The sequence below is a fragment of the Crossiella sp. SN42 genome, assembly GCF_023897065.1.
In the GTDB taxonomy this organism is placed as follows: Bacteria; Actinomycetota; Actinomycetes; order Mycobacteriales; family Pseudonocardiaceae; genus Crossiella.
The window spans coordinates 90755-115346 of the sequence record NZ_JAMHIV010000017.1 but is presented as its reverse complement, the minus strand read 5'-3'; the positions used below and the strand labels follow the sequence as shown (position 1 = coordinate 115346).

The 24592-nt window shown below is 71.2% G+C and carries 22 protein-coding genes; 10 read left to right on the top strand and 12 right to left on the bottom strand.

The genetic code is table 11. The annotated features are described in order from the left end of the window. Positions 1–98: 98 nt before the first annotated feature. The 3 genes from M8C13_RS21310 to M8C13_RS21300 are packed head-to-tail and all read left to right on the top strand — an operon-like array spanning position 99 to position 3603. Positions 99–1010 carry an ABC transporter ATP-binding protein gene (locus M8C13_RS21310; RefSeq protein WP_252482405.1) on the top strand — a complete coding sequence of 304 codons (912 nt, stop codon included), beginning with the start codon at positions 99–101 and terminating at the stop codon, positions 1008–1010. Then, on the top strand, positions 1007–2212 hold the full coding sequence (locus M8C13_RS21305) for an ABC transporter permease (RefSeq protein ID WP_252482404.1): 1206 nt from the start codon (positions 1007–1009) through the stop codon (positions 2210–2212). Before M8C13_RS21310 ends, M8C13_RS21305 begins: the two co-directional genes overlap by 4 nt. A gap of 14 nt (positions 2213–2226) precedes the next feature. Then, entirely contained in the window at positions 2227–3603 is a 1377-nt protein-coding gene (locus tag M8C13_RS21300) for an alpha/beta fold hydrolase (RefSeq protein ID WP_252482403.1), read from the top strand. Here the strand turns inward: M8C13_RS21300 and M8C13_RS21295 are convergent. The 5 genes from M8C13_RS21295 to M8C13_RS21275 form a co-directional block, all read right to left on the bottom strand. Further along, positions 3600–4925, bottom strand: a complete 1326-nt coding sequence (locus M8C13_RS21295) for a deoxyribodipyrimidine photo-lyase (protein WP_252482502.1) — start codon at positions 4923–4925, stop codon at positions 3600–3602. The two genes, M8C13_RS21300 and M8C13_RS21295, sit on opposite strands and share 4 nt — an antisense overlap. Before the next feature lie 91 nt (positions 4926–5016). After that, a complete protein-coding gene (locus M8C13_RS21290; protein WP_252482402.1) occupies positions 5017–6348 on the bottom strand; it encodes a citrate synthase in 1332 nt (443 codons plus the stop codon). 460 nt (positions 6349–6808) lie between these two features. Continuing rightward, positions 6809–7729, bottom strand: a complete 921-nt coding sequence (locus tag M8C13_RS21285; RefSeq protein ID WP_252482401.1) for a carbohydrate kinase — start codon at positions 7727–7729, stop codon at positions 6809–6811. Continuing rightward, on the bottom strand, positions 7726–8946 hold the full coding sequence (locus M8C13_RS21280; RefSeq protein WP_252482400.1) for an amidohydrolase: 1221 nt from the start codon (positions 8944–8946) through the stop codon (positions 7726–7728). The genes M8C13_RS21285 and M8C13_RS21280 overlap by 4 nt, the downstream gene beginning before the upstream one ends. 55 nt (positions 8947–9001) lie before the next feature. Beyond that, positions 9002–9868 carry a class I SAM-dependent methyltransferase gene (locus M8C13_RS21275; RefSeq protein ID WP_252482399.1) on the bottom strand — a complete coding sequence of 289 codons (867 nt, stop codon included), beginning with the start codon at positions 9866–9868 and terminating at the stop codon, positions 9002–9004. Positions 9869–9963: 95 nt separating this feature from the next. Here M8C13_RS21275 and M8C13_RS21270 point away from each other — a divergent pair, with 95 nt between their 5' ends. Then, a complete protein-coding gene (locus tag M8C13_RS21270) occupies positions 9964–10776 on the top strand; it encodes an alpha/beta fold hydrolase (RefSeq protein WP_252482398.1) in 813 nt (270 codons plus the stop codon). On the opposite strand, the gene M8C13_RS21265 is transcribed toward M8C13_RS21270, so the two are convergent. After that, complete coding sequence (locus M8C13_RS21265; RefSeq protein ID WP_252482397.1) at positions 10760–11665, bottom strand: aldose 1-epimerase family protein; 906 nt, start codon at positions 11663–11665, stop codon at positions 10760–10762. The genes M8C13_RS21270 and M8C13_RS21265 overlap by 17 nt on opposite strands. Before the next feature lie 23 nt (positions 11666–11688). Beyond that, complete coding sequence (locus M8C13_RS21260) at positions 11689–13080, bottom strand: APC family permease (RefSeq protein ID WP_252482396.1); 1392 nt, start codon at positions 13078–13080, stop codon at positions 11689–11691. Positions 13081–13191: 111 nt separating this feature from the next. Between M8C13_RS21260 and M8C13_RS21255 the strand changes: the two genes are divergently transcribed. Next, entirely contained in the window at positions 13192–13836 is a 645-nt protein-coding gene (locus M8C13_RS21255; RefSeq protein ID WP_252482395.1) for a hypothetical protein, read from the top strand. 3 nt (positions 13837–13839) lie between these two features. Here M8C13_RS21255 and M8C13_RS21250 read toward each other — a convergent pair whose 3' ends face one another. Together M8C13_RS21250 and M8C13_RS21245 are read right to left on the bottom strand one after the other, a co-directional pair. Beyond that, positions 13840–14826: a hypothetical protein gene (locus M8C13_RS21250; protein WP_252482394.1), complete on the bottom strand. Its 987-nt coding sequence runs from the start codon at positions 14824–14826 to the stop codon at positions 13840–13842. After that, positions 14823–15620, bottom strand: a complete 798-nt coding sequence (locus tag M8C13_RS21245) for an ATP-binding cassette domain-containing protein (RefSeq protein ID WP_252482393.1) — start codon at positions 15618–15620, stop codon at positions 14823–14825. Before M8C13_RS21245 ends, M8C13_RS21250 begins: the two co-directional genes overlap by 4 nt. A gap of 153 nt (positions 15621–15773) precedes the next feature. Here M8C13_RS21245 and M8C13_RS21240 point away from each other — a divergent pair, with 153 nt between their 5' ends. Beyond that, positions 15774–16676, top strand: a complete 903-nt coding sequence (locus M8C13_RS21240) for an arginase family protein (protein ID WP_252482392.1) — start codon at positions 15774–15776, stop codon at positions 16674–16676. Between the two features lie 53 nt (positions 16677–16729). Then, positions 16730–18016 (top strand): hypothetical protein, encoded by a 1287-nt coding sequence (locus M8C13_RS21235; protein WP_252482391.1) that lies wholly within the window; start codon positions 16730–16732, stop codon positions 18014–18016. Here M8C13_RS21235 and M8C13_RS21230 read toward each other — a convergent pair. Beyond that, on the bottom strand, positions 17959–19332 hold the full coding sequence (locus M8C13_RS21230; protein ID WP_374213114.1) for an MFS transporter: 1374 nt from the start codon (positions 19330–19332) through the stop codon (positions 17959–17961). The genes M8C13_RS21235 and M8C13_RS21230 overlap by 58 nt on opposite strands. A gap of 229 nt (positions 19333–19561) precedes the next feature. Beyond that, the gene (gene pdxH, locus M8C13_RS21225; RefSeq protein ID WP_374213113.1) at positions 19562–20185 is read right to left on the bottom strand and encodes a pyridoxamine 5'-phosphate oxidase; all 624 of its coding nucleotides are present in this window, start codon (positions 20183–20185) and stop codon (positions 19562–19564) included. Positions 20186–20310: 125 nt separating this feature from the next. Here pdxH and M8C13_RS21220 point away from each other — a divergent pair, with 125 nt between their 5' ends. From M8C13_RS21220 to sepH, 3 genes are all read left to right on the top strand, one after another. After that, complete coding sequence (locus M8C13_RS21220; protein ID WP_252482389.1) at positions 20311–21513, top strand: citrate synthase 2; 1203 nt, start codon at positions 20311–20313, stop codon at positions 21511–21513. Positions 21514–21617: 104 nt separating this feature from the next. Next, complete coding sequence (gene serC / locus M8C13_RS21215) at positions 21618–22754, top strand: phosphoserine transaminase (RefSeq protein WP_252482388.1); 1137 nt, start codon at positions 21618–21620, stop codon at positions 22752–22754. Between the two features lie 170 nt (positions 22755–22924). Continuing rightward, positions 22925–23896, top strand: coding sequence for a septation protein SepH (gene sepH / locus M8C13_RS21210; RefSeq protein ID WP_252482387.1), 972 nt, complete (start codon positions 22925–22927; stop codon positions 23894–23896). 121 nt (positions 23897–24017) lie between these two features. Here the strand turns inward: sepH and M8C13_RS21205 are convergent, their stop codons facing one another. Beyond that, the gene (locus M8C13_RS21205; RefSeq protein ID WP_252482386.1) at positions 24018–24587 is read right to left on the bottom strand and encodes a DUF2537 domain-containing protein; all 570 of its coding nucleotides are present in this window, start codon (positions 24585–24587) and stop codon (positions 24018–24020) included. Between the last annotated feature and the right edge of the window lie 5 nt (positions 24588–24592).

The window sequence follows — 24592 nt, the reverse complement described above, 5'->3', positions numbered from 1 at the left end:
CGACCGGCGGGAATGGGCTCCATAATCGCCGGGCTGGGAGATAGTGGACATGGGCACCGCGCCGGGGGACGCGAACTGGACAACCGAGAGGAAACGCCGTGGCTGAGGCAGTGCTGGAGATCGATCGGATCTCCAAGCGCTATGGCGAGGTCGTCGCCCTGCGGGAGATGACCTTCTCGATCCGGGCCGGTGAGCTGTTCGGCTTCGTCGGCAGCAACGGCGCGGGCAAGACCACCACCATGCGGATCGCGCTGGGCGTGCTGGCCGCCGACTCCGGCGAGGTGCGCTGGAACGGCCGCGCGGTGGACTTCGAGACCCGCAGGCACATCGGGTACATGCCGGAGGAACGCGGCCTGTACCCGAAGATGAAGGTGACCGAGCAGCTGGTCTACCTGGCCGAGCTGCACGGGATGTCGGCCAGGGCCGCGCGCAGGGCCGCTGACACCTGGACCGAGCGGCTGGGGCTGGGGCAGCGCAAGGACGAGGAGGTCCAGAAGCTCAGCCTGGGCAACCAGCAGCGGGTGCAGCTGGCCGCGGCGCTGGTGCACGAGCCCGAGGTGCTGGTGCTGGACGAGCCGTTCTCCGGGCTGGACCCGGTGGCGGTGGACGTGATGAGCGAGGTGCTGCGGGAGCAGGCCGACGCCGGGGTGCCGGTGATGTTCTCCAGTCACCAGCTCGACCTGGTGGAGCGGCTGTGCGACCGGGTCGGGATCATCCGAAGTGGACAGATGGTGGTCAGCGGCAAGGTCGCCGAGCTGCGCACCGGCGGCAGCGACCGCTACCTGCTCGACCTGCCCTACGCGCCCTCGGACTGGGCCAGGAACCAGGCCGGGGTCACCGAGCTGAGCGTGGACGGGTCCCGGTTCCTCATCGAGCTGGCGCCCGGCACGGACAGCCAGAGCGTGCTGGCCGCGGCCATGCGCACCGGCGAGGTGCGCGAGTTCGCGCCGCACCGCCCGACGCTGACCGAACTGTTCCGCAACGTCGTCACCGAGGGATCCCCGGCATGAGCAGCAGCCCCCTGACCCCGGCCCGCGCGGTGTGGCTGGTGGCCCGCCGCGAGCTGAACACCCGGGTGCGCTCCAAGTCCTTCGTGATCAGCACCGTGGTGATCATCGCGATCATCGCCGCCTACGTCGGGCTGATCTACTTCATCAGCCAGAGCGGCGCCAAGACCACGGTCGGGCTGACCGGGCAGGCCAGCGCGGTGGCCGAGCAGCTCAAGACCACCGCCAAGGGCTTCGGCGAGCAGGTGGAGACCACCGAGGTGCCCGACGCCGCCGACGGCGAGGCGCAGCTCAAGGACGACAAGATCGACGTGCTGGTCAGCGGCGCGCCGGGCTCGCTGCGGGTGCTGGTGAAGAAGGACCTCGACGACGCGGTGCGCGGCAGCCTGGACGAGGTGGTCCGCCAGCAGGCCCTGGAGGCCGAACTCGCCAAGGGCGGGGTGGACGACCCGGTGCAGGTGCGCCGCACGCTGGCCGAGGCCAGGGTGCACGTGGACAAGCTGGAGCCCGCGGATCCCGAGCGCGGGCAGCGCCTTGGCATCGCGATCGGGCTCACCGCGCTGCTCTACATGTCGCTGATGATCTTCGGCATGGCGGTGGCGCAGGGCGTGGTGGAGGAGAAGTCCAGCCGGGTGGTCGAGCTGCTGCTGTCCTCGGTGCGGCCGTGGCAGCTGCTGGCCGGCAAGGTCGCCGGGATCGGCATCGCGGGCCTGTTGCAGGTCAGCGTGATCACCGCGGTGGCGCTCACCGCGGCCACCGCCACCGACCAGCTCACCCTGCCCGGCGGGCAGATCACCGGCACCCTGGTCACCGGGGTGCTGTGGTACCTGGCCGGGTTCTTCACCTTCGGCACCCTGTTCGCCGCCTCCGCCGCGCTGGTCGCCCGGCAGGAGGAGGTCAGCTCGGTGGTGCAGCCGGTGATGTTCGCCGCGATCCTGCCCGCGGTGCTGACCTTCCTGATGCTGCCCCGCGATCCGGGCAACCGGATCCTGGAGGTGCTGTCCATGATCCCGCCGTTCGGACCGATCATCATGCCCGCCCGGATCGCGATGGGAGTGGCGCCCGCCTGGGAGATCGTGGTGTCGGTGGTGCTCACCGTGGCCGGGATGTTCGCCTTCATCCGGCTGGCCGGGCGGATCTACTCCAACGCGGTGCTGCGCACGGGCGGCCGGGTGAAGCTGCGGGACGCGCTCGGGGCCAAGTAGGCCACAATGGACTGGTGCGTTTCCTGATCTTGGCGTTGACCACGGCCATGCTCGGCACGGCTCCCGTCGCCCTTGCGGAGTCCACTGTGGACTGGAAGCTGTGCAGGGACCTCGCCAAGGACTGGTCACCGGAGGACGACCGGACCGAGTGCGCGATGGTCACCGTGCCGGTGGACTACGCGAAACCGGACGGGCGGACCATCGGCATCGCGGTGTCCCGGATCAAGGCCACCGATCCGGGCCGCCGCCGCGGTGTGGTGGTGTTCAACCCCGGCGGGCCGGGTCAGGCCGGGATCGAGATGCCGGGCCGGATCAGCGAGAGCAAGGCGGCCGGGCTCGGCCGGGAGCACGACCTGATCGGCTTCGACCCGCGCGGGGTGCAGTACAGCGCGGAGGTGGCCTGCCCGCGCGAGCCCGGCGACACCGAGGAACCGCCGCCCGGCCGGTCCGAGGAGGAGAAGGCCAGGTTCGTCTTCGAGCGCACTGCCAAGGTCAACCAGCGCTGCACGGCGCTGGACCCGGAGTTCGTGGCGCAGCTGACCACCCAGAACATCGCCAGGGACGTGGACCGGATCCGGATCGCGCTGGGCGAGCGGAAGATCGGCTTCTACGGGGTGTCCTGGGGCACCGCGCTGGGCGCGAGCTACCGCAGCCAGTTCGACCGGCACGTGGACCGGATGCTGCTGGACTCGGTCATGACGCCTGCCCTGAGTCTGTCCACAATGGACGATGGTCAGGTGGCGGCGGGCGAGCAGAGCGCGAAGGACTTCGCGAGCTGGATGGCCGAGCGGGACGCGGAGCACCACTTCGGGCGCACCCAGGCCGCGGTGCTGACCGTGTTCCAGGAGCTGCGCGGCAAGCACGGCGAGGACGTGCTGCACCACATCGCCGGGCCGCGCCGGGACTGGCCGCAGGCGGCCAAGGCGCTGGTCGCGCTGCGGCAGGGCGGTGGCGCGGAGCGGGCCGGGACGCTGGGCTGGCAGACCACGCCCACCGGGGGCAACACCTTCCAGCAGACCGCGGTGCTGTGCAACGGATCCACCAGCGCCCGCGACTTCGAGACGATCTACCGCCTGCGCCAGGAACGCATCCGCAAGCACCCGCTGATTGCCTTCCCCGGCACCTGGGACGGCACCTGCGCGGGCTGGACGCCGCCGGTGCGGCCGTGGGACTTCCGGGCGGGCGAAAGCCCGTTGCAGCTGGTCGGGCACCGCTACGAGCCGGTCACCCCGTACGGCTGGGCCGAGCAGCTGCGGGAGCGGATCGGCGGCGGGCTGCTGACCGTGCAGGACGACCACCACGGCTCGCTGTCCTCGATCCCCTGCGCGGCCAAGGCGGTGGCCTTCTTCCGCACCGGGCAGCCCAGCTCGGGAAGCTGTCCCGGCGCTTAGCCCCTGGTGGCCCCGTAACGGGCCAGGGCGACCTCGCGCTCGTGCTTGTGGTCCACGATCGGCTCCGGGTAGCCGGGCACGCCGACCGGCTTGTGCACGCCTTTCCCCGGCACGCCACGGAGTTCCGGCACGTACCGGCGCACGTAGTCGCCGTCCGGGTCGAACTTCTCGCCCTGGGTGGTCGGGTTGAACACCCGGAAGTACGGTGCCGCGTCCGTGCCGCAGCCCGCGGTCCACTGCCAGCCGTGCTGGTTGGAGGCCAGGTCGCCGTCCACCAGGTGGCGCATGAAGTGCCGTGCCCCGCGCCACCAGGGCTGGTGCAGGTCCTTGACCAGGAAGCTGGCGGTGATCATGCGGACCCGGTTGTGCATCCAGCCCTCGGCCAGCAACTGCCGCATGCCGGCGTCCACGATCGGGAACCCGGTCCGGCCCGCGCACCAGGCCGCGAACAGCTCGTCGTCGGTGTCGTGGTCGATCTGGTCGAAGCGGCGGTCGTAGTTCTGCCGCGCGGTCTCCGGCCGGTGCCACAGCACGTCGGCGTAGAACTCCCGCCAGGCCAGCTCGCTGCGGTAGGTCTCCGCGCCCTGGCCGGTGTGCCGGGCCAGGTCGGCGAGCAGGGTGCGCGGGTGCAGCTGGCCCCAGCGCAGGTAGGCCGACATCCGGCTGGTGCCGTCCACCGCGGGCCGGTCCCGCCGGTCCGCGTAGTCCGCCACCCTCTCGTCCACAAAGGACTCCCAGGCCTCGGTCGCGGCCCGCTCCCCCGCCGCGGGCAGGGAGATCTCGCCCAGGTCCTCATCCGCCGGGACGCGCACGCCGCCCTTCGCGGTGATCCAGTCCACTGTGGACGCATCGGTGTCCGCGGGCGGCCGCCAGCCGTGTTCGGCCCAGGCCCGGCGGAACGGGGTGAACACCTTGAACGGGGTGCCGTCGCCCTTGCGCACCCGGCCGGGCGTGACCGCGTACGGCGAGCCGGTGCGGACCAGCTCGATCCCGTTGCCCGCCAACGTTTTTGCCACTCGCTCGTCCCGCTCCCGGCCGTACGGGCCGGCGTCCGCGGAGATGTGCACGCTGTCCGCGCCCACCTGCGCGGCGGCCTTGCGCAGCTCGGCCGCCGGGTCGCCGCGCAGCACCAGCAGGCGGCCGTCCAACTGCTCCTCCAGCGCGCGCAGGCTGCGGTAGAGGAAGGTCCGGCGGACCGGTCCGGATGGCTTGAGCAGGGCCTCGTCCAGCACGAACACCGCGAGTACGTCCCGACTCCGCTGCGCGGCGGCCAGCAGGGCCGCGTGGTCGCCGAGTCTCAGGTCCCGCCGGAACCACAGCACAGCCGTCACACCGGGAAGGTACCCACCGCAAAGCGCCCCGGCACATCCACAGGGGATGCGAACCGGGGCCGCTTCGGTGGGGTCGGACGCCTCAGCGCTCGGTGATCGACTGGTAGTCGCGCTCAGCCGAGCCGATGTAGACCTGGCGCGGGCGGCCGATCTTGCGCGCCGGGTCCTTGATCATTTCCTGCCACTGCGCGATCCAGCCGGGCAGGCGGCCGAGCGCGAACAGCACGGTGAACATCCGGGTCGGGAAGCCCATGGCCTTGTAGATCAGGCCGGTGTAGAAGTCCACGTTCGGGTACAGCTTGCGCTGGATGAAGTAGTCGTCGCTGAGCGCGTACTCCTCCAGCTTGAGCGCGATGTCCAGCAGCGGGTCCTGCACGCCGAGCTTGCTCAGCACGTCGTCCGCGGTCTTCTTGATGATCGCCGCGCGCGGGTCGTAGTTCTTGTAGACCCGGTGCCCGAAGCCCATCAGCCGGACGCCGTCTTCCTTGTTCTTGACCTTCTTCACGAAGGAGTCGACGTCGCCGCCGTCCTCGTGGATCTTGTTCAGCATCTCCAGCACGGCCTGGTTGGCGCCGCCGTGCAGCGGGCCGAACAGCGCGTTGATGCCGGCCGAGACGCTGGCGAACAGGTTGGCCTCGGAGGAGCCCACCAGGCGCACGGTCGCGGTGGAGCAGTTCTGCTCGTGGTCGGCGTGCAGGATCAGCAGCAGGTCGAGCGCACGGGCCAGGGCCGGGTCGACCTCGTAGGGCTCAGCGGGCAGCCCGAAGGTCATCCGGAGGAAGTTCTCCACCAGGCCGAGGGAGTTGTCCGGGTAGAGGAAGGGCTGGCCGACCGACTTCTTGTACGCGTAGGCCGCGATGGTCGGCAGCTTGGCCAGCAACCGGATGGTGGAGATCTCCACCTGGTTGTCGTCGAAGGGGTTCAGGCTGTCCTGGTAGAAGGTGGACAGCGCGGAGACCGCGGAGGACAGCACCGGCATCGGGTGCGCGTCGCGCGGGAAGCCGTCGAAGAAGCGCTTCAGGTCCTCGTGCAGCAGGGTGTGCCTGCTGATCTTGCCGGTGAAGTCGTCCAGCTGCGCCTGGGTGGGCAGCTCGCCGTAGATCAGCAGGTAGCTGACCTCGACGAAGCTGGACTTCGCGGCCAGCTGCTCGATCGGGTAGCCGCGGTAGCGCAGGATGCCGGCGTCACCGTCGATGTAGGTGATCTCCGAGGCGCAGGAGGCGGTGTTCACGAAACCGGGGTCGAGAGTGACCATCTTGGTTGTGGAGAGCAGTTTGCCGAGCTCGAAGCCTGGCGCGCCGTCGGTGGCCGCGACCACCGGCATCTCATGCTCCCCGCCGTCATAACGTAGCGCGACGTTACGGTGTTTGGCTGGTTTCACCGTCGAATCTGGCGCGGTCGTCGCGTCGGGCATGCGAGTCCCTCTCACGCTAAGGCGAGGCGCTTCACGCGCGCGGGGTGGGTTTGCCACCACCCGCAGCAACCGCCTCGTTGGGGTCCTGTCGGTTGTCACGCTAGTGGGCGTTACATCCCAGCGCAGCCGCGTGAGTGGCCCAGCGGCTCATCTGGGACAGGTATCACATAACGCCCGTCCGGTTACCTGAGTGGCACCCGTGGGTTCCAACCTAGGGAATCCGATCGATCAAGACCAGATCCACGCAGGCCAGCGGGGTACGTGACGTCCACTACAGTGCCAGATGCATCGATCAAGATCGTCATCGGGGTAGCGCGGTACCGATGGGTAACCAGGGTCACCTAGTGGACTGGACCACTCGGGCGCAGCGTGCTGCCCGGCTACCCACGGTGATTCTTGATCGGGGCCGATCCAGCACCCGGAAATATCGATTTATTTGCCGGGTGGAAAACGCCGGGAATTAAGGACTCTGGAGTTCTGCCGCATACGGCGGTTCGGCCCCGGCCCTGGAACAGGTGAGCGCGGCGGCCCGCCCGGCGAATTCCAGCGCGGCCGTCCACTGCCGCTCGGTCAGCGCGCCCAGAGCGTCCCTGGACAGCGCGTCCTGCCGGGCCAGCCAGCCGAGCAGGGCGGCGTGCACGGTGTCGCCCGCGCCGATGGTGTCCACCACGTCCACCTCGGTGGCCGGGACCCGCACGGACAGCCCGGCCACGGTGCGCACCTCAAGGCCGTCCCCGCCGTGGGTGAGCAGCACCGCGGCCGGTCCCTGGCCGAGCCAGCCGGGCACGTCCGCGCCGAGCCAGTCCGCGTCCTCCACGGACAGCTTGAGCAGGGTCACCTGCGGCAGCCAGCTGCGGAACCTGGCCCGGTAGGCGTCCGGGTCCGGGATCAGCCCGGCGCGGATGTTGGGGTCCAGCGAGACGAACAGCCCGCGCCCGGCCTCCCGGCGCATCATCGCCTCGTACGCGCTCGCACCCGGCTCCAGCACCAGCGACAGCGTGCCCAGGGCCAGCGCGGTGGCCGCCGGGGCCAGCGGGCCGGGGTCGGCGACCAGGCGGTCCGCGGTGCCCTCCACGTGGAAGGAGTAGCGGGCCGAGCCGTCCGCGGCCAGGCCGACCACGGCCAGCGTGGTGGGCTCCGGGCCGCGCTGCACGCCGGAGACGTCCACGCCCGAGGCGACCAGCCGGTCCAGCAGCGCGTCGCCGAACTGGTCGGTGGACAGCCGCGAGACGAACCCGGCGGCCACGCCCAGCCTGCCCAGCGCGACCGCCACGTTGTACGGGCCGCCGCCAAGGCGCGGCAGCAGCGGACCCAGCTCACCGTCCATTGTGGACGGATCGGGGACCAGGTCGACCAGGGCCTCGCCGCCAACGATGATCATGAACGGGCTCCTCGCCGGTAGGGACTGGCCACGACGCCCTCGCCGCGGTGCTCGTCGAAGGTGTAAACCTCGCGGCCGTCCACGAACACCCGCAGCGCGCGGCTCATCACGTCCAGCGGGTCGCCCGACCAGAGCACCACGTCGGCGTCCGCGCCGGGCTTGAGCGAGCCGATCCGGTCTTCCAGGCCGAGCATCTTGGCCGGGTTGACCGTGATCGAGCGCAGCGCGGTGCGCTCGTCCAGGCCCTCCTTGACCGCGAGGGTGGCCTGGTGCACCAGGAAGTGGATGGGCACCACCGGGTGGTCGGTGGTCAGCGCGATCCGCACGCCCGCCTTGGCCAGCAGCCCGGGGTTGCGCAGCGAGCGCTGGCGCAGCTCCACCTTGGACCTGGCGGTGAACAGCGGGCCGATGATCACCGGGATGTCCCGCTCGGCGAGCAGGTCGGCGATCAGGTGCGCCTCGGTGCCGTGGTGGACGACCAGCCGGTAGCCGAACTCCTCGGCCAGCCGCAGCGCGGTGGCGATGTCATCGGCGCGGTGGCTGTGCTGGGCCCAGGGCAGCTCGCGGTCGAGCACCCGCACCAGCACCTCCAGCGTGGGATCGCGGTCGAACGGCTTGTTCTCCGCCGCCGCGTGCTCCCGCTTGCGCCGGTAGTCCTGGGCCTTGGTGAACGCGTCCCTGATGACCGCGGCCACGCCCATCCTGGTGGAGGGCAGCTTCTTCTGGTCGCCGTAGACCCGCTTGGGGTTCTCGCCGAGCGCGCTCTTCACGCTGGCCGGGTTGACCACGACCATCTCGTCCACGGTCCGGCCCCAGCACTTCAGCGCCACGGTCTGGCCGCCGATCGGGTTGCCCGAGCCCGGCTTGACCACCGCGGTGGTGACCCCGCCGGAGAGCGCGTCGGCGAACCCGGTGTCGGCCGGGTTGATCGCGTCGATGGCGCGCAGCCTGGCCCCGTTCGGGTCGGTCATCTCGTTGGTGTCCTGGCCTGCCCAGCCCTCGGCCTCCTCGTGGATGCCGACGTGCGCGTGGCCCTCCACGAACCCCGGCAGCACCCAGGTGCCCGCGGCGTCCACCACCTGCGCGTCCTCTGGCACGTCCACGGCCTCCTCGGTGCCGACCGCGACGATCTTGCCGTCGGAGATCAGCACCGTGCCGCCGTCGATCGGCTCGCCCTCGACGGGCACCACATATCCACCGGTGATCGCGATGTCCACGGCGGGACACGCTAACCGAGTATGCCGCCGAGCCGAAGGGTCCTGTCCGGTTCGGTCAGCCGATCCGGTCAGCGGGCGAGGCCGGTTCGGGCACGTGCGGCTCCAGGTCGAACAGGCTGACCTGGTACCCGCGGGCCCGGCTGCGCAGCGCGGCGCGCACCACGCCGAGGGTGGCGCGGGTCTGTGGCGGCAGCGAGCGGGCCAGCCGTTTGGGCAGCTGGAGCAGCGTGCGGGAGTCGCGGTGCCGCAGGCCCAGCCCCCACTCGCCGATCACCGCGGGATCGTCGCAGGACCAGCGGAAACTCGCGGTCACGTTCTTCTCGAACACCGGCGCGTCCTGGTTGTCCACCAGCCAGCGGCCGGCGGTGTCAAAGGCCAGCCCCGCGCCGGGGAAGTGCCTGGCCAGCCCGGCCAGGGCCAGCCGGACCTGGGCGGGCGGGAAGTACAGCAGCACGCCCTCGGCGACGAAGAAGTACGGGCCGGGCAGCGCGCGGACCGCATCCGGCCAGTCCTCCTCCAGCACCGAGGCGCCGACCAGCTTGCGCCGGTCGCATTCGGTGAAGAACCGGCGGCGCAGCGCCATCGCGTCCGGCAGGTCCAGGTCCACCCAGTGCACCCGCCCGTTGTCCAGCCGCTCGAACCGGGTGTTCAGGCCGGCGCCGATCTCCACCACGGTGCCGCCGGGGTTGGCGTCGAGGAACTCGCGCACCCACTCGTCCAGGATCAGCGTGCGCAGCACCGAGCCGAGCAGCATCGGCGAGCGGCCGAACCGGGTGAAGTCGTAGTCGATCCTGGCCACCATCCGGGCGGCGGTCTCATCGCGCAGCAGGCCGCGCTTCTTGCCGGTTTCCACCGCGCGGGCGTACAGGGTGGCGAGCAGGGTTTCCTGGACATCGCCCAGCTGCACCGAAATGTCGGCCATCGGGGCAGTGAAGCACCGGCCACTGGCCGCCGGAAGCGGCGCGGGCGGCGTGTTGGCCGGGTTCATCCACTCGGGACGTGGAAACCTCGACCGTGATGTCCCAACACATCCGCACCCGCGACGGCCGTTGTCTGCACCTCATCCGCCGTGGCTCGAGCGAACCGGTGGTGGTCTTCGAGTCCGGCATCGGCGCCAACCGGGGCAGCTGGACCCTGGTGGAGCCACAGGTCCAGGCCGCCACCCTGGTCTACGACCGGGCCGGACTGGGCCGCAGCACCCCCGATCCGGGCCCGCGCACGGTGTCCAGGATGACCGAGGACCTGCTCGACCTGCTTGCCGCGGCCGGGATCCGGCGCGCGGTGCTGGTCGGGCACAGCCTGGGCGGGGTGGTGGTCCGGCACGTGGCGCACCTGCGGCCGGAGCTGGTGGCCGGGCTGGTGCTGGTGGACCAGGTGCAGGAGGAACTGCCGCACTACCACGAGGGCAAGCGGTTCCGGCTGGTCAGCCTGGGCTACCGGACCGGCGCGCTGATCGCCCGCACCGGGCTGTTGAAGCTGTTGCTGCGCGGGCGGTTGCACCGCGACTTCCCGCCGGAGATCGCCAGGGAGATCACCGAGGAGGAGCTGAGTCCCGGCTTCCTGAAGGCCGCCGCCGCCGAGGTGCGCGCGCTGCCCGGCGGCCTGGCCGAGCTGCCGCCGCTGCGGCTGCCGCAGGTGCCGACCACGGTCATCTCGGCAGGCCGCACCGGGCCGGCGGAGAAGAGGTTCCGCCCGGTGCTGATCGAGACGCACCGGGCCTTCGCCGCCGCCCTCCCGCACGGCAGGCACGTGCTGGCCGAGCGGGCCGACCACCTGGTCCCGTTGCAGCAACCGGACCTGGTGGCCGCCGAGATCAACCGACTGCTCTGATCCCCCAGCTCCCCGACCAGGTCTCGCCCGGGGCCAGCGTGATCAGGTCGATGCCGCTGTTCAACGCGTTCGGCGGGCAGGTCATCGGCTCGATGGCCACCGCCCGCCCGCGCCCCGGGAAGCCGTCCGGGGTGTAGACCTGCACCCAGGAGAACACCGGGTCGGCCCACAGCTCCACGCCGCCGTCCGGCCCGCGCAGCACGTGGTGCACCAGCCCGTCCTCCGCGGGCAGGCAGCCGCCGAACGCGGTGTCCAGTTCCACGCCCTTGAGCAGCCGGGCGACGCGGAAGTCCAGGTCGGTGCCCGCGACCGGGACCGGGTCGCCGACCGGCACCTTGCGCTCGGGGTCCAGATCCACCGCGGTGGTCGCGGCCAGTTCCAGGGTGCACTCGTCGGTCTCCGCCTCCCCCGCCCGCGGGTAGGGGTGCGCGCCGACGCCGAAGGGCACCGGCTGGTGGCCGCGGTTGGCCACGGTGTGCGTGACGGTCAGGCCGCCGTCCTGGACCCGGTAGGCGACCGTGGCCCGCAGCCGCACCGGCCAGCCGGGCTGCACGTTGACGTCCGCGCCCAGGGTGATCCGGTCCAGGTAGTGGATCTCGGGCTGCCAGGTGGTGTGGCGCAGCAGGCCGTGGCTGGCGTTGCCCCTGGCCGGTTCGGTCAGCGCGAGCTGCTGGACACCGCCGTCATAGGTCCAGCGGCCGTCCAGCACCCGGTTGGGCCAGGGCACCAGCACCGCGCCGCAACCCATCGGCGGGGTGTGGTCCTCCGGATAGGTCTCCAGGTAGGGCAGGCCGCCGATCTCCAGGATCCGCGGCGCCGCCCCCACCTCGTTGACCACCGCCCGGACCGGGCCGTCGGTGATCTCGAACTGCGCACCGTTCACTGTCACGGCACGCAGTCAAACACGCGCCTTCAGTTCTTACCGAGGTTGGCGGCGTCGAACTCGATCTTGCCGTGCTGCTTGCGCAGGATCAGCCAGTTGACCACCCACAGCGCCAGGCCGATCAGCAGCAGGATCCCGGCCAGCTTGTAGTCCTCCCACGGCCTGCCGGACAGCGGCAGCGCCAGGTAGGCGCAGGTGACCGCGCCCAGCACGGGTACCACGGTGGGCGCCCGGAAGTGCTTGTGCTCGACCGGTTCCTTGCGCAGCACCAGGCAGGCGATGTTGACGATGGTGAACACCACCAGCAGCAGCAGCGCGGTGGTGCCGCCCAGCACGCTGATGTTCATCGAGGAGACCAGCACCACGGCGATCAGGCTGGTGAAGATGATCGCGATCCACGGGGTGCGCCGGCTCTGGTGCACCTTGCCGAAGGGCATCGGGATGATCCGCTCCTTGGCCATGCCGTAGAGCAGGCGGCTGGCCATCAGCATGTTGATCAGCGCCGAGTTGGCCACCGCGAACAGGCCGATGAAGGCCAGGATCCGGTGGTCGAACTCGGGCGCGCCGACCTGGATCACCCGCAGCAGCGCGGAGGAGCCCGCGCCCTTGAGCTCGCTGGCCGACAGCAGCAGCGAGGAGGCGATGGCGACCAGCACGTAGATCATGCCCGCGATGGCCATGCCCTTGAGCATCGCCTTCGGGAAGATCCGCACCGGGTCCTTGCACTCCTCGGCCATGTTCACCGAGTCCTCGAAGCCGACCATGGCGAAGAAGGCCAGCGAGGTGGCCGAGGTGATCGCGATCAGGGTGGTCTGGTTCTCGGTGTTGAACTCCACCAGCCGGGACCAGTCGCCCGCCCCCTGGGTCAGCGCGTACAGGCCGACGCCGACCACGATGGCCAGGCCGGCCAGCTCGATGATGGTGAGCACCACGTTGGCCTTCACCGACTCGCCGACCCCGCGGAAGTTGATGAAGGCGAGCAGCGCGAGGAACCCGATGGCCACCCACGGGGCGGGGGCGGTGACGAACTCCTTGAGGTAGGTGCCGCCGAAGGCCACCGCGGCCGAGGAGGCCGAGGTGATGCCGGAGCACATCACCGCGAAGGCCACCATGAAGGTCAGGAAGGGCTTCTTGAACGCGCGGTTGGTGTACAGCGCGGCGCCGGCCGCTCTCGGGTACTTGCCGACCAGTTCCAGGTAGCTGAACGCGGTCAGGAACGCGACCACGAAGGCCAGCAGGAACGGCAGCCACAACGCGCCGCCGACCTTCCCGGCCACCGTTCCGGTCAGCGCGTACACGCCGGTGCCGAGGATGTCGCCGATCACGAAGAACAGCAGCAGCTTCGGCCCGATCGCCCGCTTCAGCTCAGGCTGGCCGGCGTTCGTCTCGGGAGCCCCCTGGGCTTTCGCTTCGCTCGCCATAAGCGGAAAGTGTGCCTGGTCACAGCGCGTGCTGGGAGCCACCCGACCGTGTTTCGAACTAGGTACACCAAATCGTCACCCTGATCGGCCGAATGTGCTGAACTACCAGCCATGGGCAAGCGCGCAGTCCTGGTCTCCTCCCTGCTGGCCACCCTTGCCGTGGCCTCGGCCTGCACCTCGCCGCCGGAGCCCCCGGTCGGCGCACCGGCGCCGAAGCTGGATCCGGACGCGGTGGCCTACGACAACCTGGACTTCCAGAAGGGCCGCAAGCCGGTCTTCGACAACACCTGCAAGACGCTGCCGCCGGACATCACCACCCTGCTCGGGCTGACCAAGCCGCCGCGGACCGGGTTCAACAACCAGTCCTGCATCGGCGCGGAGGAGTGGGGCGAGTTCATGATCGCCCAGTTCGCGCAGCGGGACCGGAAGTCGGAGCAGAAGTTCTTCTCCGACGTGTGGAAGGGCGACGAGGTCTCCGGGCGGTACTTCGAGCGGCTGATCGTGGCCGAGCGTTACTACGCGGTGCAGAGCCTGGGCTACGACAACGCCAGCTGCGAACTGGTGGTGGACACCGGCTCGTCCACGCCGTTCAAGGTCTCGATCTACTACACCGACGCCGAGACCGAGGCCAAGCGCAAGCTGGACGAGAAGTTCGACCCCGCGGCCAGCCGGGACCGGCTCTGCCCGAGGGCGCGGGAGTTCGCCACCAAGCTGCTGCCCGCCATCGACCCCGACGGCGGCAGCCGCAAGAGCTGAGGCTCAGCCCGCGTCCCGCCTGCTGACCACCAGCGCGCCGAAGACCAGCAGGCCGACCCAGACCAGCACCGAGACGATGGTCTGCACCGCGCCGACGCCGAGCCCGGCCATCGCGTAGGCGGCCTCCAGCGGGTAGATCATGCCGATCACCTCGGGCAGCCCGGCCCTGGCGAAGGTCAGCAGCGGCACCGCCACGAAGAACACGGTGATCGCGGCCGCGGTGTTCGGGATCAGCGTGCCGATCACCATCGCGGACAGCAGCACCAGCGCGGTGGCCAGCGCGATCACGCCGAGCGTCCAGCCCGGCCGCATGCCCAGCCAGTTGGACTGCAGGTTCATCGCGGTGCGGGTCTTCACCAGCAGCGGCCCGGCGATGAAGGTGACCAGCGTGGCCAGCAGCCACACCCCGACCAGCACCGAGGCCTGGGCGAGCAGGTAGCGCAGCCGGGAGGGCTGCACCAGCAGGGTCGGCTGCACGCTCTTGTACTGCCACTCCCCGGCGATCAGCTTGATCACCGCGACGAACAGCAGCAACTGGCCGAGCTGCACGCCGAGCAGGTTGGGCATGATCTGGTCGGAGGCCGAGCGCAGGTAGTACTGCGGCAGGATGATCAGGCAGAGCACGCCGACCAGGAACACCGGCGAGAAGGCCAGCACGATCTTGTCCGAGCGGGTGCCGACCAGCTTGCGGAACTCCACCGCGACCAGGCGCAGGAAGCTCGCCGGCTTGGCCGCGCGCTCGGCCCACGGGCCGGTGGCGACCGGGCCGGACTGGCCGGGCGCGGGCAGGCCGGGCGGCGGGCCGGGCACGGCGGGCTGCTGACCGGTGTGCGGACCGGGCGCGGGGTGGCCGCCGGTGTGCGGGCCGGGGCCGGGCGGGAAGCCGGGCTGCTGCGGCGGGTAGGGCTGGCCGGGGTGGCCGCCCGGCATCGGCTGTGGGCCGGTCTGCGGGTAGCCGGGGGCCTGCTGTCCTGGGTAGCCGTGCGTCATGCCGGTCGTCCTCCCCCGGTGAGCCGGAAGAACAGGTCCTCCAGGTTCATCTGCTCCTCGCGCAGGCCCAGCAGCGGGATGCCCGCGGCGAAGGTGAGGTCGGAGACCTGTTCGACCGGGGCGTGCGCGGCCATGAAGCCGTCCGGCGCGGGCTGGATGGCGACCCCGGCGCGCTGCAGGGTCTCGGCGAGCTTGTTCATGTCCTTGGCGCGGACCAGGGAACGCGAGGAAGTGGTCAATGTGGACAGTGGGCCGTCGGCGACGATGCGGCCGTTGCCGATCACCAGCACCCGGTCCGCGGTCTGGTCCACCTCGGAGAGCACGTGGCTGGACAGCAGCACCGTGCCGCCCCTGGCCGCGTGGCCGCGGAGCAGGTTGCGGACCGCGCGGATGCCCTCCGGGTCCAGGCCGTTGATCGGCTCGTCCAGCACCAGCAGCGGCGGGTTGGTGAGCAGGGCGTGCGCGATGCCCAGGCGCTGGCGCATGCCGAGGCTGTACTTGCCGATCTTGCGGGTGGCCGCGTCGGCCAGGCCCACCGTCTCCAGCACCTCATCCGCCCGGCGGGCGGGCACCCCGGCCAGCGTGGCGGCCATCCGCAGGTGGCCCCGGCCGCTGCGGCCAGGGTGCACCGCGGCGGCGTCCAGCAGCACCCCGGCCACGTGCGACGGGTTGGGCCAGGCCGTGAACGGACGGCCCGCGACCATCGCGCGGCCCGCGTTCGGCACGGTCAGTCCGGTGATCATGCGCAGGGTCGTCGACTTGCCCGCCCCGTTCGGCCCGAGGAAGGCCGTCACGGTGCCAGGCTGGAGTTCGAAACTCACCTGATCGACGACCGTACGTCCCTCATAGGCCTTGGTCAGCCCCCATGCAGTGAGCACCGGCCCACCGTAGCCGCCCCGGCACAACTCGGTGGGCTGATTCGACCGTGTCGGGTATGAACTCATGCCATGCCGACCATCGCCGTGCTGGACGCGCCGTCCAACCTCGGACTCCGCCCGCCCGCCCCCGGCACCGTGCCCGGCTGCGCCAAGGCGCCCGGCGCGCTGCGCGACGCCGGGCTGCTGAGCAGGCTCGGCGCCAGGGACGCCGGCTGCCTGGTGCCGCCGAGGTACGACCGGGGCGACTGGCAGGAGGGCGACGGCGTCTTCCACGCGCCGCTGATCGCCGGGTACGCCAGACGGCTGGCCGACCGGGTCGACGCCATCCACGAACGGGGTGAGCTGCCGCTGGTGCTCGGCGGCGAGTGCTCGATCGCGCTGGGCCCGATGCTGGCGCTGCGGCGGCGATCCGGCAGATACGGACTGGCCTATGTGGACGGTCACTCGGACTTCCGGCACCCCGGCAACTCCGACCGGGTGGGCGCGGCGGGCGGTGAGGCGCTGGCCCTGGTCACCGGTCGCGGGCAGCCGGATCTCACTGATCTGGACGGTCTGCGGCCACTGGTCGCCGATGCGGACGCGGTGCTGCTGGGCATGGGGCCGGAGGACGAGTCCGACGTCACCGAACTGTCCACAACGGACATCGGCGTGCGCACCGCGCAGGACATCCGCCGCCTGGGCGCCGGCGTGGTGGCGGACTGGGCGCGGGACCGGTTCGCCGGGCTGGCCGGGTTCTGGATCCACCTGGACGTGGACACCCTGGACGCCAGCCTGATGCCCGCGGTCGACTCGCCCAACCCGGCCGGGCTGACCGCGGCGGAGCTGACCGAACTGCTCGCCGGGCTGCTGCGCGACCCCGGCTGCCTCGGCCTGGACGTGGGCATCTACGACCCCGACCTGGACCCGGACGGCCGGTGCGCGGCGCTGCTCACCGACATCCTGGTGGCGGCACTTGATTCCCCGACCGGCTGAACCTGGCGCGCCACACCGAGCGTCGGCCCTGCTCGCCCGCCACTGTGGCCCGCATGGGGCAGGAGCGCTATCGCCGGGTCGAGTGGGCCATCGCCGGACTGTGCGTGCTCAGTGCGACCGCCTTCGTGTTGTTGTGCCTGTTCGACCAGCGCAGGCACCTGCCGCCGCTGCTGGTCACCGCGCTGGTCTGCCTGAGCGGTGTGGTGCTGCTGCTCATCCGGCCGTTCGGGCGGCAGGCCTGGCGGTACTGGCTGTGCTCGGCGGCCTTCAGCGTGTTCTGCCTGCTCGGCATGGTCGTGGTGTGGAACACCGCGCAGGAGGAGGACCAGCGGGTGGTGATCGGCGAGGTGGTGCACTCAGCCGAGGAGACTTCCGCCTACCTGGCCGCGCAGCTGCCGCCGGGCAACACCGTCGCGCAGATCCCCACCGGCGTCTACCTGGAGTCGATCAGGTTCGCCGCCAGCAACGAGGTGCAGGTCAGCGGCTACGTCTGGCAGCGCTACGCGGACAGCCTGCCCGCCGGGCTGACCAGGGGCGTGGTGCTGCCCGAGGCCGATGACTCCTACCCGGCCAAGCAGGCCTACCGGCACCGGGACGGCGACGCCGAGGTGATCGGCTGGTACTTCAAGACCGCGTTCGTGCAGAAGTTCGACTACACCCGCTACCCACTCGACCGCCAGGACGTGTGGATCCGGATGTGGCACCCGGACTTCGGCCGCGGCGTGGTGCTGGTGCCGGACTTCGGCGCCTACCCGGGACCCTGGCAGCCGGAGCGCATGCACGGCCTGGACCCGCAGTTCGTCACCGCGCGCTGGCAGCCGCAGGCCACCTCGTTCAGCTTCTCCAAGCACGACTACACCACCAACTTCGGCCTCGGCCGCTACACCGACCGGCCGCCGTTCCCCGAGCTGTACTTCAACCTGCTGGTGACCAGGCAGTTCCACGGGCCGCTGTTCGAGACGCTGGTGCCGATCGGGTTCATCGCGGTGCTGGTCTTCGCCGCGCTGTTCATCACCACCAACGGCGACGAGCTGCGGCGCACCTTCGTCGGGTTCACCTCCTTCGGGGTGATCAGCTTCGCGGTGAGCATGGTGCTGGTGGTCGCGGTGCGGCAGAACGCGATCCGCGAGGCCACCGCCGCACCCGGCATCGTGTACCTGGAATATTTCTCGTTCGGGCTCTACCTGGTGGTGCTGATCAGCGCGATCAACGCGCTGCTGGTCACCGCGCGCACGCCGATCATGCTGATCCGCTGGCGGGACAACCTCGCGCCCCGGCTGCTCTACTGGCCGCTGCTGCTCGGCTTCTCCTTGGCCACCACACTGTCCACATTGGGCTGATCCACCGCGGACTCGGCGGTCGGCGCCCGGTAGCGCCAGATCACCGGGATGCAGACCACCGCGAGCACGGTCAGCACGATCACCAGCACGCCGCCGCCGGAGACCGCGATCGCGGTGCCGAAGGCCGCGCCCGCGGTGCCGTGCGCCAGGTCGGCGAACCGCGGCCCGCCCGCCACCACCACGGTGAACACGCCCTGGGTCCGGCCGCGCATGTCGTCGGTCACCGCCTGCTGGAGCATCGCGCCGCGGAAGATCATGCTCACCACGTCGGCCGCGCCGCCCAGCGCCAGGAACAGCACCGCCACCCACAGCTGCGTGGCCAGGCCCAGCCCGATGATGCTCAGGCCCCAGCCGATGATCGCGAAGGTCAGCGCCACGCCGTGCCGGGAGACCCGCGAGCTCCAGCCGGAGAACAGGCCGAAGATGAGCGCCCCCAACGGCATCGCCGCGTACAGCCAGCCCAGCGCGAAGCCGCCGCCCTCGGGATCGCCGAAGGTGCGCACCGCCATCTCCGGGTACAGCGCGCGCGGCATGCCGGCCACCATCGCGATGATGTCCAGCAGGAAGGAGGCCAGCAGCACCTTCTGCCCGATGAGGTTGCGGAAGCCGTCCACCACATCGCCCAGCCCGGCCCGGCGGGACGGCCCGTTCAGCGGCGGCAGCGGGGGCAGCTTCCACACCGCCCAGAGCGTGGCGCACAACGCGATCGCGTCGATCAGGTACAGCGTGGGCAGGCCGAGCACCGCGATCAGCGAACCCGCGGCCAGCGGGCCGAACACCGCGGCGAACATGAACACCGTCGAGCCCAGCGCCTGCGCGGCGGGCAGCTGGTCCAGCGGCACCAGCCGGGCGATCGCGGCACTGCGCGCGGGCATGTTCATCGCGAAGAAGGCCTGCTGCACCGCGAACAGGCTGAGCACCGTCCACACCGAGCCGATGCCGGTGGCCGCCTGCGCCCACAGCAGCAGCGCGGTGATCGCGATGCCGATGTTGGTGACCAGCAACAGCTTGCGGCGGTCCACCGTGTCGGCGACCGCGCCGCCCCAGATGCCGAAGATGATCAGCGGCACCACACCGAAAAGACCGGCCAGTCCGACGTAGGCGGACGAGCCGGTCAGGTCGAACAGCTGCTTGGGCACGGCGACCGTGCTGAGCTGGGCGCCGATCACGGTGATCGTGCTGGAGAGCCACAACCGCCGGTAGGCCAGGATCTTCAGTGGTCGGGTGTCCAGCAGGATGCGCCCCAGCCTGGCCCGGAGGCCAGGTCTGGGCGGCTTCTCGGCGTCGACGCGCACGGCGTCGGGGTCCCCAGTCACCCGTCGGATGTTAGGCCGTTAGCGTGGCTAAGGGAATGCGTTTGTCAGGCCAGGGTGTGTCCGCCGGGTCACGCCTGCGATAGCCGTGATCGGTTTGGTCGCTGGCGGTGCGGCCGGGACGCCCTCATACCGGGCGTATTGGGGTGTTCCGGCCGTGCCGCCAGCGGCCGAACCGGCGCGGCTAGCGCGGGCGTGACCCGGCGGACACACCCTGATGCTCAGGCGGCGCTCACGGCGCCAGGCGCTCTACCTGCCAGCCGTCGCGGCTGGCCCGGAAGCGCAGCCGGTCGTGCATCCGGTCCTTGCGGCCCTGCCAGAACTCGACCATCTCCGGCCGGATCCGCCAGCCGCCCCAGTGCGGGGGCACCGGGATCTGCTCGGCGTCGGCGAACCGGCGCTTGGCCATGTTCAGCGCGTTCTCCAGCGCGTGCCGGTCGTTGACCACCCGCGACTGCGGCGAGGCCCACGCGCTCAGCTGCGAGCCCCGGGGCCGCGAGTTCCAGTACTCCGCGGTCTCCGCCGCGTTGACCCGCTCCACCGCGCCCCGCACGGTGGCCTGCCGCTGCATGGCGAACCAGGGAAAAGTCGCGGATGCGAACCGCGTCGCCAGCAGATCGTGACTCTTGGTGGAGGTGTAGTTGGTGAAGAACACCAGTCCGCGTGCATCAAGCCCCTTGGCCAACACGGTGCGTGAGGACGGTCGGCCCTCGGTGTCCGATGTCGCCAAGATCATCGCGTTCGGTTCGGGCAGTCCCGCGCCGATCGCGTCGGTCAGCCACAACTGGAGCTGCTCGTGCCAGGTACCGGCGAGCGAGGTCTCGTCCAAGGCTCCTGCCTCGTACGACACTCTCATCGCCGGGAGTGTGATGTTGGCGTCCGGCATGTCGAACTCCTCCCCGACGGGGCACCCCGCGTAGCACCGTGACAGCGGACCGTACGGCGAAATCCACGAATGCGAAACCGCCTGAGTGGTGACGGATGCCACCACTGGAGGTGATTGCCGACACCGCGCGCACGCGGAAGGGTGGCGCCAACGCTCAGGGAGAGGGGCACAACGTGGTGCAGGAGCAGGCAGCCGACCCGACGTTCCGGCCGGGCCTGGAGGGCGTGGTCGCCTTCCAGACACAGATCGCCGAGCCAGACCGGGACGGCGGCGCGCTGCGCTACCGCGGCGTGGACATCGAGGACCTGGCAGGCACGGTCACCTTCGGCAACGTGTGGGCGCTGCTGGTGGACGGCCGCTTCGGCGCCGGGCTGCCGCCCGCTGAACCGTTCCCGATCCCGGTGCACACCGGCGACGTGCGGGTGGACGTGCAGGCCGCGCTGGCCATGCTGGCCCCGATCTGGGGTTACCAGCCGCTGCTGGACATCACCGACGAGCAGGCGCGGGAGAACGCCGCGCGGGCCTCGGTGATGGCACTGTCCTATGTGGCCCAGTCCGCGCGCGGCATCGGCGTGGCCGCGGTGCCGCAGTCCCGGATCGACGAGTGCTCCTCGGTCACCGAGCGGTTCATGACCCGCTGGCGCGGCGAGCCCGACCCCAGGCACGTCAAGGCGGTGGACGCCTACTGGGTGTCCGCGGCCGAGCACGGCCTCAACGCCTCCACCTTCACCGCCAGGGTGATCGCCTCCACCGGCGCGGACGTGGCGGCCTGCCTCTCCGGCGCGATCGGCGCGATGTCCGGCCCGCTGCACGGCGGCGCGCCCGCGCGGGTGCTGCCGATGATCGAGGCGGTGGAGCGCTCCGGCGACGCGCGCAAGGTGGTCGCCGACATCCTGGACCGCAAGGAACGGCTGATGGGCTTCGGCCACCGGGTCTACCGGGCCGAGGACCCGAGGGCCAGGGTGCTCCGCCGGACCTGCCAGGAGCTGGGCGCGGCCCGCTACGAGGTGGCCGCGGCACTGGAGCAGGCCGCGCTGGCCGAGCTGCGCGAGCGCCGCCCGGACCGGGCCATCGAGACCAACGTGGAGTTCTGGGCCGCGGTGATCCTGGACTTCGCCGAGGTGCCGCCGCACATGATGCCGGCGATGTTCACCTGCGCCCGCACCGCGGGCTGGGCCGCGCACATCCTGGAGCAGAAGCGCACCGGGCGGCTGGTCCGGCCCTCCGCGCAGTACCTCGGACCGGGGCCGCGCAAGCCGGACGAGGTCGAGGGCTGGGAGACGATTCAGCACGGGTGAGCTGGGGCACCCACTGGTAACCGGTAGGCCATCCGGCTGCAACACTGGGCACCTCCGGCAACGGCGCCGGCGCTGTTGACCACCGCGAAGCGAAAGGCGCCGTGATGACGCAGACGGCCGACCCCACCACCCTCCAGCTCCCGACGGAGCTGCGCCCGAGTGACGGCCGCTTCGGCTGCGGGCCGTCCAAGATCCGGCCGGAGCAGCTGGCCAGGCTGGCCGCCGAGGGTGGCGCGGTGCTGGGCACCTCGCACCGCCAGAAGCCGGTCAAGCAGCTGGTCGGGCGGGTGCGCGCAGGCCTGTCCGAGCTGTTCGCGCTGCCCGAGGGCTATGAGGTGGTGCTCGGCAACGGTGGCACCACCGCGTTCTGGGACGCGGCCACCTTCGGCCTGATCCGCGAGCGCTCGCTGCACCTGACCTACGGCGAGTTCTCCGCCAAGTTCGCCAAGGCGGCCAAGACCGCGCCGTTCCTCGGTGAGCCGATCGTGGTCAAGGCCGAGCCGGGCGACGCCCCCAAGCCGGTCGGCTCGCCCGAGGCAGACCTGATCGGCTGGGCGCACAACGAGACCTCCACCGGCGTGATGGTCCCGGTCGAGCGGCCCGCCGACGCCGGGGACGCGCTGGTGGCCATCGACGCGACCTCGGGCGCGGGCGGCCTGCCGGTGCGCGCCGAGGAGTTCGACGTCTACTACTTCGCGCCGCAGAAGAGCTTCGCCTCCGACGGCGGCCTGTGGCTGGCGCTGATGAGCCCGGCCGCGATCGCGCGGGTGGACGAGATCGGCGCCAGTGATCGCTGGGTGCCGGAGTTCCTGTCCCTGCCGACCGCGCTGGACAACTCGCGCAAGGACCAGACCTACAACACCCCCTCGGTGGCCACGCTGTTCCTGCTGGCCGACCAGATCGAGTGGATGCTGGGCAACGGCGGCCTGGACTGGGTCACCGCGCGCACCGCGGACTCCTCCTCGCGGCTGTACGACTGGGCGGAGAACAGCGAGTTCGCCACCCCGTTCGTGGCCGATCCGGCCAAGCGCTCGCACGTGGTGGGCACCATCGACTTCGCCGACTCGGTGGACGCGGCGGTGGTGGCCAAGGTGCTCCGGGCCAACGGCGTGGTGGACGTCGAGCCGTACCGGAAGCTCGGTCGTAATCAACTCCGCGTAGCCATGTTCCCGGCCATCGACCCGGACGATGTGACGAAGCTCACACGGTCTGTGGACTGGGTGGTCGGGCAGCTCGGCTGAGGCTGTCACCTCCCGCTAAGTGACACCGTTGTGATTTGCGGGTGCGAGCCTGTGCCCCGATCAGGCAAGATCGGGTGCAGATAGTCGTGGTGTCGGCGCGCCTGCCCCGTCAAGCAGGCTCGCCGACATACCGTGTCCGCTAGCGAGGTGAAAGTTTCCGGGAGGCCGCGATGCGAGCGCTGCGAGTAGTCGGGCTCGACGAGGACGCGCAGGTGCTCGTCCTCGAAGACGAGCGCGGCGAACGCTTCACGCTCCCGGCCGACGAGCGGCTCAAGGCCGCCGCCCGCGGTGACATCACCCGTCTCGGCCAGGCGCAGATCGAGCTGGAAAGCCAGATGCGCCCGCGCGAGATCCAGGCCCGCATCCGCGGCGGTGAGTCGGTGGAGCAGGTGGCCGCCGCCTCCGGGCTGCCGGCGCAGCGGGTCGAGCGCTACGCCTACCCCGTGCTGCTGGAGCGGTCCCGCACCGCGGAGCTCGCCCAGCGCGCGCACCCGCTCCGCGAGGACGGCCCGGACGTGCAGACCCTCGGCGAGGTGGTGGCGCACGGCTTCGGCCTGCGCGGCCAGGACTACGCCGTGGCGCACTGGGACTCCTGGCGCGGCGAGGACGGCAAGTGGGTCATCCAGCTGCGCTGGCGGGCGGGCCGCTCGGACAACCGGGCGCACTGGATCTTCCACCCGGGCGCGCACGGCGGCACCATCACGCCGCTGGACGAGCACGCCGCGGACCTGATCGACCCGACACCAGGCCGTCCGCTCCGCACCGTGCGCGCGATCACCCCGCTCGCGCAGCAGGCGCTGGAGCTCGACGGCGACACCAAGATCCTGCCCGTGATCGACGAGTCCATGCCGCCGCCACCGCCCGTGGTGGAGCCCCGGCAGGCCCCGGCGAGCAACGGTCAGCGCTACCAGCCAGAGCCGCTTCCGGAGGAGCTGGCCCAGCAGGCCGACGCGCCCCTGATCGAACCGACCGAGCCGGTGCAGGCGGAAGAGGTCGAGAAGACAGAGGCCGCGGAGACCGACCTGGGCACGCACGCCCCCGCACGGCGGACCGAGCCCGCAGGTAAGCGCGGTCGGAAGAACCACCCGATCGTGCCTTCCTGGGAGGACGTCTTACTCGGCGTGCGTTCCCAGCGGGGTTAGAGGAGCGCACGTGGCGTGAACAAGGGGAGAGCGACTTCCGCGGACCACCTGCAGGGGTCCACCGGTCTCGGTGACAGCGAGGCGGTAGGAACGCTCTTCCCTTTGGCCGGTCTAGCGCCGGTTATGGCCCGAGCAAGCTGAGCAGCAGGGCCAGCCACGCCACGCCGATCCCGGTGACCACGCCGTAGGCCACCCAGCGCCACACCGGGGTGCGCCGGGCCAGCCAGACCGAGGGCGCGAGACCGCCCGCGATCACGATGTTCGCGCCGAAGGCGAGCAGCGGGCTGGCCTGGCTCAGTCCCTGGGACAGCGCCACCATCGAGACCACCACGATCGCGGCCACGAACACGCTCACGGTCAGCCCGGTGGCCCACGGCGTCGGCTCCGCCGGCGGCGCCGGGCGGGCGGGCACGGGTGGCGGTGGCTGGATCTCCTCGGCCTCGCCGGAGACCGGGTCCACGTACCGCACCGGGGTGTCCAGCGCGCCGGCCAGCCGCCAGGCCAGGTGCCTGCCGCGCTGGTAGACGGCCTCGCCCGCCCCTTCGGACAGCTCCACCGCCTCGGCCACCTCGGCCCACTCGTGCAGGGCCTCCAGCAGTCCCGCGGGCAGCGGCAGCGTGCCGGGGTCCACCTCCTCCGGCTGGTCCGGGCGGAGGAGGACGGCGCGGGCTTCGCGGGCGTGCAGTTCCACGTCGC

Bases quoted from the DNA above. Each gene is read 5' to 3' on its own strand.
- pdxH (WP_374213113.1), bottom strand. From the start codon at position 20,185: ATGAGAGTGTCGTACGAGGCAGGAGCCTTGGACGAGACCTCGCTCGCC.
- M8C13_RS21260 (WP_252482396.1), bottom strand. From the start codon at position 13,080: ATGGCGAGCGAAGCGAAAGCCCAGGGGGCTCCCGAGACGAACGCCGGC.
- M8C13_RS21275 (WP_252482399.1), bottom strand. From the start codon at position 9,868: ATGGCCGACATTTCGGTGCAGCTGGGCGATGTCCAGGAAACCCTGCTC.
- M8C13_RS21290 (WP_252482402.1), bottom strand. From the start codon at position 6,348: ATGCCCGACGCGACGACCGCGCCAGATTCGACGGTGAAACCAGCCAAA.
- serC (WP_252482388.1), top strand. From the start codon at position 21,618: ATGACGCAGACGGCCGACCCCACCACCCTCCAGCTCCCGACGGAGCTG.
- M8C13_RS21285 (WP_252482401.1), bottom strand. From the start codon at position 7,729: ATGATCATCGTTGGCGGCGAGGCCCTGGTCGACCTGGTCCCCGATCCG.
- M8C13_RS21305 (WP_252482404.1), top strand. From the start codon at position 1,007: ATGAGCAGCAGCCCCCTGACCCCGGCCCGCGCGGTGTGGCTGGTGGCC.
- M8C13_RS21270 (WP_252482398.1), top strand. From the start codon at position 9,964: ATGTCCCAACACATCCGCACCCGCGACGGCCGTTGTCTGCACCTCATC.
- M8C13_RS21235 (WP_252482391.1), top strand. From the start codon at position 16,730: ATGGGGCAGGAGCGCTATCGCCGGGTCGAGTGGGCCATCGCCGGACTG.
- sepH (WP_252482387.1), top strand. From the start codon at position 22,925: ATGCGAGCGCTGCGAGTAGTCGGGCTCGACGAGGACGCGCAGGTGCTC.
- M8C13_RS21250 (WP_252482394.1), bottom strand. From the start codon at position 14,826: ATGACGCACGGCTACCCAGGACAGCAGGCCCCCGGCTACCCGCAGACC.
- M8C13_RS21220 (WP_252482389.1), top strand. From the start codon at position 20,311: ATGCCACCACTGGAGGTGATTGCCGACACCGCGCGCACGCGGAAGGGT.
- M8C13_RS21255 (WP_252482395.1), top strand. From the start codon at position 13,192: ATGGGCAAGCGCGCAGTCCTGGTCTCCTCCCTGCTGGCCACCCTTGCC.
- M8C13_RS21240 (WP_252482392.1), top strand. From the start codon at position 15,774: ATGCCGACCATCGCCGTGCTGGACGCGCCGTCCAACCTCGGACTCCGC.